General features: G+C 52.6%; 5 protein-coding genes. 3 read left to right on the top strand and 2 right to left on the bottom strand.

The window, feature by feature from the left end:
* On the bottom strand, positions 1-1,098 hold a 1,098-nt coding region (folP, locus tag LBJ25_01405; protein ID MDR1452622.1), incomplete at its 3' end, for a dihydropteroate synthase.
* Position 1,099: 1 nt separating this feature from the next.
* Positions 1,100-2,464 (bottom strand): glycosyltransferase family 39 protein, encoded by a 1,365-nt coding sequence (locus tag LBJ25_01400; GenBank protein MDR1452621.1) that lies wholly within the window; start codon positions 2,462-2,464, stop codon positions 1,100-1,102.
* Positions 2,465-2,501: 37 nt separating this feature from the next.
* Between LBJ25_01400 and LBJ25_01395 the strand changes: the two genes are divergently transcribed.
* The 3 genes from LBJ25_01395 (at position 2,502) to LBJ25_01385 (ending at position 9,095) form a co-directional block, all read left to right on the top strand.
* Positions 2,502-6,512: a hypothetical protein gene (locus LBJ25_01395; GenBank protein ID MDR1452620.1), complete on the top strand. Its 4,011-nt coding sequence runs from the start codon at positions 2,502-2,504 to the stop codon at positions 6,510-6,512.
* A 10-nt stretch (positions 6,513-6,522) separates the two neighbouring features.
* A complete protein-coding gene (locus LBJ25_01390) occupies positions 6,523-8,262 on the top strand; it encodes a BamA/TamA family outer membrane protein (GenBank protein ID MDR1452619.1) in 1,740 nt (579 codons plus the stop codon).
* 65 nt (positions 8,263-8,327) lie between these two features.
* Positions 8,328-9,095, top strand: coding sequence for a site-specific DNA-methyltransferase (locus tag LBJ25_01385; protein ID MDR1452618.1), 768 nt, complete (start codon positions 8,328-8,330; stop codon positions 9,093-9,095).
* The last annotated feature ends 1 nt before the right edge of the window (position 9,096 follow it).

Raw genomic sequence — 9,096 nt, 5'->3', positions numbered from 1 at the left:
GTGCACGCGCAGATAATCAACCTGCCCTAAAACTCCGGCAATACTGGCCGCGGCGGTGCCGAATTCACGCTGTTCGACTGGCTGGCGCAAAGTGTCGCCGATGACGGATTTGCGCGACGCGCCCAGCAGCACGGCGCAGCCCAGGCAATGAAAAGCCCGCAGATTTTTGAGCAGATAAAGATTTTGCGCCGTGGTTTTGCCGAAGCCGATGCCCGGGTCGACAATAATATTTTCGCGCGGCACGCCGTATTTTCGCGCGGTCAGCAGGCTGTTTTCCAAAAAACGCAAAATGTCGCCGAGCAGATCGGCGTATTTGGTTTTCTGCTGCATGACGCGCGAATTGCCGGCGCGGTGCATGACGATCAATTTGGTATTATGCTCCGCGGCGATCCTGGCCAGCAGCGGTTCGCGGGTCAGGCCGGAAACATCGTTGATGATCCGCGCGCCGGCTTTGACCGCGGCGAGCGCGACGGCTTTTTTCGTCGTGTCGATCGAAATAACTGCTTGGGGCCGGCGGCGCAGAATTTCTTGAATAACCGGAATCGTCCGGCGCAGCTCTACCGCCGCGCTGATCTCCGGCGCGCCGGGTTTGGTGGTCTCGCCGCCGATATCGATGATCCGCGCGCCTTCGCGCCAGAGGCGCAGGGCCTGACGGACAGCAGGCGCGCTAGCGTTGTGCTGCCCGCCGTCGGAAAACGAATCCGGCGTGACATTTAAAATGCCCATGAGCAGCGGAGATTTTGGTCTGGGTTCAACGCAGTATTTGGCCAGAGCCAGAGCTAATTCGCGTAATTCCTGGAAAGCCTGGTTTTTTATTTTGGCCTGAATTTTTTTGAACTGCCGCCGCGTGCCAAAGAGCAGCGCGGAATATTTCTGACGCGGCGCCAAAATTACCTCACGCGGTATGGCACATTCCGCGCCGGCGGACAAAGCCTCTTCTTTTAATATAATGGCGCAGGAGCCGGTCAAATTGATTATCTTGACAGTTTGTAAAGACAATTTGTCCCGCATATATTTGGCGCCCTCGGCGCTGACGTCAATAGCCAGCATCTCGCGGCGCAAATCCTGTTCGGAAAAAATAGCCAGCGGGTAAAGCATGTTATTTTAGTATCCGCGCGCGCGGGTCAGCGTATCTTTCCGGGAACTGTACCCCGGGCAAAAATAAAGCCGCGCAGGTAAATAAGATAATGTAACTGACCAGCGCGCTAAGCAGCGTAAATTGCCAGCCGCGCCCCTGACGCGCCAGCCGCGCCGAGCCAAACAGGCTGATGACAAAATAGATCAGAAAAGGCAGGACTACCGGCAGGTAAACTTCTTCGCCGTGTGTGTATTTGATAAAAGGCAGGGCTAAAGCCAATCCGGCAAAAACAAATCCAGTCCAAAAGAAAGAAAGAGAAATAGTTTTGGCGTATTTATTTGCGGCGGACGAAGTTAAAAATGCGCCGCATAAAATGCTCAACGGCGGAAAAAGCGGCAGTAAATAACGCGGGCCTTTGTAATGTCCGGAGACCGAAGTCAAGAAAAGCTCCAGAAAAAACCAGCAGAGCATGAACAAAATTTCCGGCCGGCGGTTGAAATATTTATTTTTGTAAGCGGCGTGAAGGGCCGGAATAATTAACGGACTCCACGGCAGGAAACCCAGCCAGAGATAAAGAATATTTAGATGCGGGTCGATCTGCGCGCTGGAAGATACTTCGCGGTAACCGCCGGTCTCGTCGATCGGGTGAAAAAATCTCTCGATGTTTTCGCGGTACAGCGCCGCGCCAAACTCAGCGCCGTGATTTTGAAATTGCGGAATAAGCCAGACGGAACAGACCGCCAGAAAAATAAGCCCGGTTACGGCCAGCCGCCCGAGCTGCCGCGGAAATTCCGCGCGCCAGACCCGCTCCCGCCGCGTGACCAGCAGATATGCTCCGGCTGTCAGGAACGGCAGCGCCGCCGGCAAAAGACCTTTGGTCAGAAAACCCAGGCCGGTCGCCAGACCCAGGCTGTAAAGATACCGCGGCCGTCCGGTTTGTAAATATTCTAAAGCCAGAATTTGCCCGAGAAGCAGGAAAAACAGCATGGGTATATCCAGCATGGGAGAAGCTGTTTGATAAAAAAACATTAGAGAAGTAAGCAGAATAGCCGCGGCGCACAAGGCTGTCCGCCGGTCAAAATGTTTGCGGGTAAAATAGTAGAGCAGGCCAAGCGCGGCCGCCGCAAAAATAGTATGCCAGAAATATACGCCAAAAAGATTGAGGCCGAAAATTTTTAAACTCAAAGCCATAGACCACAGGCCGAGCACCGGTTTGGTCATCAGGAACTGACTGTTAAACAGGTCGCCGGTGGCCAGTATCCGCCGCGCTCGGCCAAGATAATAAAAAGTGTCACCGTCGATGACCGGCACGCAGGGCAGGATAAAAAAGAAGATTAAAATAAATCCAGCGAGCAGCCAGAAATCCAATCTTTTGAGCAGGCGCATAAAAGGTATTTTAGCAGAAAATTTGCTAGTATTCGGCATGCTGCGCTGGCGCTATTTTTGCCTGTTTTTCCTGCTCTGGGCGGCCGTGTTCGCCAACCCGCTGGATGTGCGGCGGTACATAAAGCCGCTGCTGGAAGAACAGCTGGGCGCGCTGATCTCTAAAAATGTGGCGATCGGCGAGCTGCGCGGCAATTTATACAATCGCTTGATCTTAAACGACGTGACGGTCAGCGAGGCTGGCGGCCAGAATACGATCTTGATCGGGCGCGCCGAGCTGACCTACAGCCTTAAAAATATTCTCCTGCAAAGAATGGACATTGTGTCCAATCTCCGCACCATCTCGGTAAACGACGCCTATCTGCTGCTCAAACGCGACGCGCAGGACAAGTGGAATTTGGTTTTGCCGGCGGACAGCGGAGACCAAAAGGAGAATAGCAAAAAAACGCCGCAGCCCAAAATACGCGTCAGCCTGAACAATATCAGCGTGCGGTACATTGATGAAAAGGGCTGGGGCAAAAAGCCTCTGCCGCGCCGCTACGAGCAGCGGTTGTCCGGTCTGAACGGCACGGCGGAGATCCAGGACGGTGAGATTGTTTTTAGCGCGGCCGGCACGCTTGGGCAAAATACCGGCGTGTATCTCAACGGCCGCTACGGCAAAGGTTATGCTTTGACTATTAACGCGCGGCGGGTCGAGCTGGCTGAGCACGGCTTTTACGCGCTGTCTTTTTCTGATTACGAGCTTAACACCGGCCGCGCGGATATTGATTTCCGCCTCACCGCCCGGGAAAAATCCGCGCCGGTGTTTGCCGCGGCAATGAACGTGAGCGGCGGAGAATTTAAACCCGGCGGACTTTTGACCGAGCCGCTGCGGCAGATCAACGGAACTTTGAGCTGGCAGGACGGGCAGATCTATTTTGATAATTTGCAGGCCGATCTGTCCGGCGCGCCGCTGACGCTCAACGGCGTGATTTTGCCCGGCCCGCTTCCCGAAATTAATTTGCAGGGCAGTATTCGGGATGTCGATCTGCGAAAAAAATACAGCGCGTTGGCGCCGCTGGACGGCCTTTCCGGTCTCGCCGCGGCTTCGTTTGAGCTAAAAGGCCCGCTGTCCGAATTGTCCGGCGGCGGCCGGCTGGCGGTTGCTGATCTGGGTTATTTGGAAAGCGAGATCGGATTGGTGTCTGCGGAATTTGCCGTGCAGGGCGGTCAGGGCGAAATATTTTTTCGCAGTCCCGACAAAATGGAAGGCAGTCTGGTTTTGCGCGGCGGCTGGGAAAATCTGCTGGCTGATCTAGACCTCAAAGTCGACGGATTGGCGATCAACGCCGCGCTACACAAAGACATTTCGCAGAATATTGCGGCGGTGGTGCATAGCGCGCGGCTGGATTTGCAGAAAAGCAGTTTTGCGCAGCGGTATTTTCCGGACAGCGCCGGCGCGGCGGAATTTACCGGTGAATTGTTTTGGCTGGACAAGCGGCTGCGCTTTGACGGCTCTCTGCGTGCCGAGGAGCTGCGCTATGCCGATCTGTCTGTGGCGCTGCTCAGTGGAGAGTTTTTATTCGACGGTACGGAATTCCATGTGGCGGATTTCCATTTTGGTTTGGCCGACAGTTTTTTGACCGGCAATGCCAGCGTCAAACTCGCAGCGGGCGGGCAGCCAGTCTGGCAGAGATTGGCGGTCAGCGTGGATGTGGACACCAAAGTGGATCTGGCGGCGGCTTATGAATTTGCCGATAAGGCTGGAACGGTCTGGCAGGATCTGCAGCGCCGTCTGCAAAACCCCGCGGAAGATCAGCAGCCGTTCGTGCCGGCGCGGCTGCCAGACGGTATTTTGTACGCGGAATACGGCGAATCGGTTTTAAGCAAATTTAAAGATTATCTTCCGGCCGCGCCGACTGCTGGAGCATTGCCAGCGCTGGATTTGCGCGGACAACTGGACGGACATCTGGCTTTTTACAGCCACGGCGGTGATTTCCGCCTGGAGCAGGATTTGCGTATTGTCAGCGGTTCGCTGCAGGGGCAGGGCGCGGATTTAATAGAGTTTACCGCCGGTACAGATCGCGGCGGGCAGGTTAGTTTGAATATTTTGGTTCGAGGACTGCGTGCCGCCGGTATGCCCGGCCACGACAGTTTCTTTTTAAGCGCGCTGGTCAGCTCGGGCAATTTGTATTTTCAGGATTTTACTTTAACGGAAGGCGGCCGCGCCGCGCGGCATGTTTTGACCGGCTCCTTCCCTTTGTTCGGTTTTTGGGATGAGGATTTTGCGCAGGATGAAATAAATTTGCGTCTGCATTTGGCGGGAGAAGATTTTGCGCTGCTGAACCAGTTTTTCGGCGGAACGATCAGCAGTCCGACCGGCGAGGTAGACCTTACCCTGCGCGGCACGCTGGCGGAGCCGCGGCTTTCCGCGGACAAATTAAACCTGGCGAACACCAGGCTCGGTTTTGATAATTATTATATTCAGAATGCTTTGATCCGCCGCGCCGATCTGGTTTTGCGCGATAATGAGTTGACGCTCCACAATTTGGAAATTATTCTGCGCAGCGACGGGCGTGATACTCCTCCACTGCGTTTGTCTGGCAGACTGGGGCTGCGGGATTGGAATTTCCAGCAGGTCGAACAGGTCGTTTTACCGGTCGATCTGGCGATCGAGGATACGCAAGGCGAGCTGAATCTCCGCGGTTTGTACAGCGGAGATTTTGAGCTGCGCGACGTCCGCCTAAACGGCGAGCTGGTGCTGCCAGTCAGCGCGGAGAAAAAAGCGGACATCGACAGGCGGATCCGCGCTAATGAGCCGCTGGGGCCGCTGTTGACCGGCACGCTGTCTTTCTCCAACGGCGCTTTGATCCTTTTAGCCGCCGATAAGCCGTTCAATCTCGAATCGGAAAAAGCGCTTTCGGTGCTGCTGGATTTGAATTTAAATATTAAAAATAATCTGCGCGCGGCGTCCTCGGCATCGCTTTTGAGCAGCGATTTTTCCGGGTTTTTTGGGCAGATCAATGTTGGTCTGCGCGACAACAATCCGCCCGTGCACATCGGCGGCTCGACAAATCATCTGCGCATCGATGGCTTGATTTATCTCGACGACGGCTATGTGGGCTTTCTCGACCGCAGATTTACCCTGCTGGAGCAGCGTGATCAGGAAAAATATTTTTTGGGCGCGACAGCGCACCGCTCACGGGAAAACTACCTGGAATTTATCGAAACAGAAAGGCATCTGCTTGAGCCGTATCTTTCGGTCGTGGCGCAGACTACTGTGTATGACACGCAGGCGGTCAGCGCGGCCGCGGTTGCGTCCGGCAATATAGATCTAGAGGATACGCCGCAAACGATCACGACAGAGATGGATTATCTGGTCTTTATCGACGGCTCGGTTTTTGATCTGTCGTCCATCACTTTTGAAAGATACCGCAAAGAAAATTTGACTATGACGCTGGATGGCGAGCCATATGTTCTGCGCGATAGAAACACCGGCAAGACTATCGACCAATACCGTTTCCAGGAGCTGGCTTACGAAATTTCTCCGCCGTTGATGAAGTCGGCGCTGGCTTTGGCGCGCGGCACAAGCACGCAGACCGGCAGCGAGGTAGTCCGGAAGACCATACGCGATCTGACCGTCACGGAAATAAATTTGCTGGCGCGCGCTATTCTGCGGCCGGTGGAAAAAGGCGCGGCGCAAATGACCGGCCTCTATGATGTGCGTTTTAAGCGGGATATCGGTGTTGACGCGGTGCGTTTTACCGGGCTGGAAACCCAGACCGCGGCGCTGACGGACGCGGCGGAAGCGCCGTTGTCCGAATATTTATTCGGCCTGGAAATGGTCGGAGACCTTTGGATGGAACGTGTGTTTTTTAGCGTGGACACTACCTTTGACCGCAATCTGCAGACCAAAAACCTGAACCTCACGGTTAATTCTTATAAACTTACGCTGAGGATTTTGAAAAATAGTTTTTTGGACGAATTGTCTTTTAATTTCGGACAAGAATTGGATTCGCTGCAAAAAGAATATATACCGGTGCTGTCGCTGGAAATGCTGCATAATTTTTAACGGAGTGAAAATGAGAAAATTCTTAAGCCTGATTTTAATCTGCTGTACACTGCACGCGCTGGACCCGGAATATTTCAATCTGCCGATTTTACGCATCGCGGTCACCGGTAACCAGATCTACAGCGCGCCGGATATTTTGAACCGCGCGGCAATTAAGACCCGCCGCGGTGAGCGTCTCGATACGGCTGTTCTGCAGGAGGATCTCAGCCGGATCATGGCGCTGGGCGGTTTTCGGGCGGTTGACGCGGATTGTCAGCCGCGCGGCGGCGGGCTGCTGCTCTTTTTTGTGGTGAGCGAAAATCCGGTTTTGCGCGAAGTGGAATTTGCCGACAATGTGTCTCTGCCGGAAGAACAGATCCGGGATTTTTGGCAAAATAAAACCGGTGAGCAGTTGAATTTTTTAACGCTGGAAAAAGATATTCAGCATTTAAATAGAGCTTATCAAAAACAGGGCAATGAACTCTCTTCGATACAGGAAATCGAGCTTGTTTCGGACAATGCGCTGCGCGTGCGCATTGTCGAGCCAGTTGTCGGCGAAATTGTTTTGTCCGGCAACGTTTATACCAGCGACAGTTTGATCCTCCGCGAAATGGCCCTGGCGCCCGGCGCGGTTTTTAACGCCAAAACTCTCGCCGCGGACAGGGTGCGGATTTTCCGTTTGGGGTATTTTTCCTCGGTGCTGCTGCCGGAAATAGTCCCGGGTGTGAACGACGGCGAGGTGGATATCCGGCTGCAGGTGACAGAAAAAAAGAAAAACCAGCTCAACGCGGGACTGGGCGTTACCTCGCGCGAGCAGTTTGCTTTTGCGCGGTTTAGTTTGATTAATTTGCTGGACACCGGCGAGCAAATGCAGCTCAATATGCAGTTTGGCCGTGAATACCGCGTGCCCGCTGCTCTGCCGAAATTTGGCTACCGCGCGCGCTACTATTATCCGTGGTTTTTGACGCGCGATCTGACCTGGGGTTTTACCACGTATCTAAACACCAGCTACGAAACTATCCGCAATCCTGAATCCGGCGTTGGCGACATACTGGCGATTCGCCGCAACGGTTTTTCCACCGATTTTAGTCTGCCGCTGCCTTTTGGCCGGCAGTACAGTATTTTGCTGGAATATAAGGACGAATTTGTGCAGGAAGACCGGCCTAATCCCGAGGTGCATTATCTCAAACGCTCGCTGGCGCTGACTTATATTTACGACAGCCTGCGTTATCTGGGCGAGACCGGCATTGCGCTGGATGGCGACATGTACCGGCTGCATTTCGAGGGCGGCGACAATATTTATTTTCTCGGCCAGAGAATTATCAGCATGGGCGGCGTGGAATTTCTCCGCAACGAACTGCAATATCTGCGCTACATACCGCTGACCGGCGACAATAACGTGGTGGGCGTCAGTTACCGCAGCGGCGCATATTTGTCCTCGCGCGAACGCAATATTCTAGAGGGAGAGGAATATTCTATGGGCGGCAGCTCCACGGTGCGCGGCTACGCGGACATCGCGCCGTTTGCCGTCGGGCCGAAAATGATTTTGCTCAACGCGGAGTACCGCTATATTTTCAATGAATACTGGCAGGGCGTTTTGTTTTACGATTGGGGTCATGCTTTTACTGATCCGCAAATCTCGGTCAAAGAATTTAAATCCGGCTATGGTTTTGGCGCGCGCTTGTCTACGCCGATCGGGCCGCTGCGTTTTGACCTTGGCCGCGGCGAGCTGCACTGGATCTTCCATTTTGGCATGGGGTATACGTTTTAACTCGCGGTAAATTTATTTTAGCAACTGATTATGTTAGACTACCTTTTAATAAAAGGAAGTCCGGTATGCCAACGCAACAATTAGTAAAAACATTTGAAGAAACGTTCTTAAATAAGATTATTTGCGGTAGCGCTATTGATGTAATGAAAGAACTGCCGGATCGATCTGTAAATCTTATTGTTACTTCTCCGCCGTATAATCTTAAAAACTCTACTGGAAACGGCATGAAATGTGGAAGTAGCGGAAAATGGGCGAACGCGGCGCTGCAGAAAGGGTATTCACATCATCACGATTGTATGCCGCACGAGGAATATGTCCAGTGGCAAAGAGATTGTCTTGCTGAAATGATGCGAGTTGTTACAAATGACGGCGCAATATTCTATAACCATAAATGGCGAGTGCAAAATGGGTTACTACAAGACCGCCAAGATATTGTGTCGGGCTTTCCGGTAAGACAAATAATTATTTGGAAACGAAAAGGCGGATTTAATTTTAATCCCGGCTATTTTTTGCCAACTTATGAGGTTATTTACTTGATAGCCAAACCGAAATTCAGACTAGCGGCCAAAGCAAATTCTTATGGCGATGTATGGGAATTTACACAAGAAATGAACAATGATCATCCGGCGGCATACCCGGTAAATTTAATCGATAGAATTATTTCCTCAACAGACGCTAATATTATACTTGATCCGTTTATGGGGTCTGGAACCACAGCGATCTCTGCTCTAAATTTTAAAAGAAACTTTATAGGAATTGATGTTTCGCCTGAATATTGTGAAATGGCTAGAGAACGCCTAAAACAACACCAAGCTCAAATGAGTTTATTATAAT

The sequence above is a fragment of the Candidatus Margulisiibacteriota bacterium genome (assembly GCA_031268855.1).
Classification (GTDB): Bacteria; Margulisbacteria; Termititenacia; order Termititenacales; family Termititenacaceae; genus Termititenax.
This window is presented reverse-complemented; position numbering and strand designations above follow the sequence as displayed.

What these genes read in the sequence shown, in the direction of transcription:
- LBJ25_01400 (MDR1452621.1), bottom strand. Translation starts at nt 2,464, where the DNA reads ATGCGCCTGCTCAAAAGATTGGATTTCTGGCTGCTCGCTGGATTTATT.
- LBJ25_01395 (MDR1452620.1), top strand. Translation starts at nt 2,502, where the DNA reads ATGCTGCGCTGGCGCTATTTTTGCCTGTTTTTCCTGCTCTGGGCGGCC.
- LBJ25_01390 (MDR1452619.1), top strand. Translation starts at nt 6,523, where the DNA reads ATGAGAAAATTCTTAAGCCTGATTTTAATCTGCTGTACACTGCACGCG.
- LBJ25_01385 (MDR1452618.1), top strand. Translation starts at nt 8,328, where the DNA reads ATGCCAACGCAACAATTAGTAAAAACATTTGAAGAAACGTTCTTAAAT.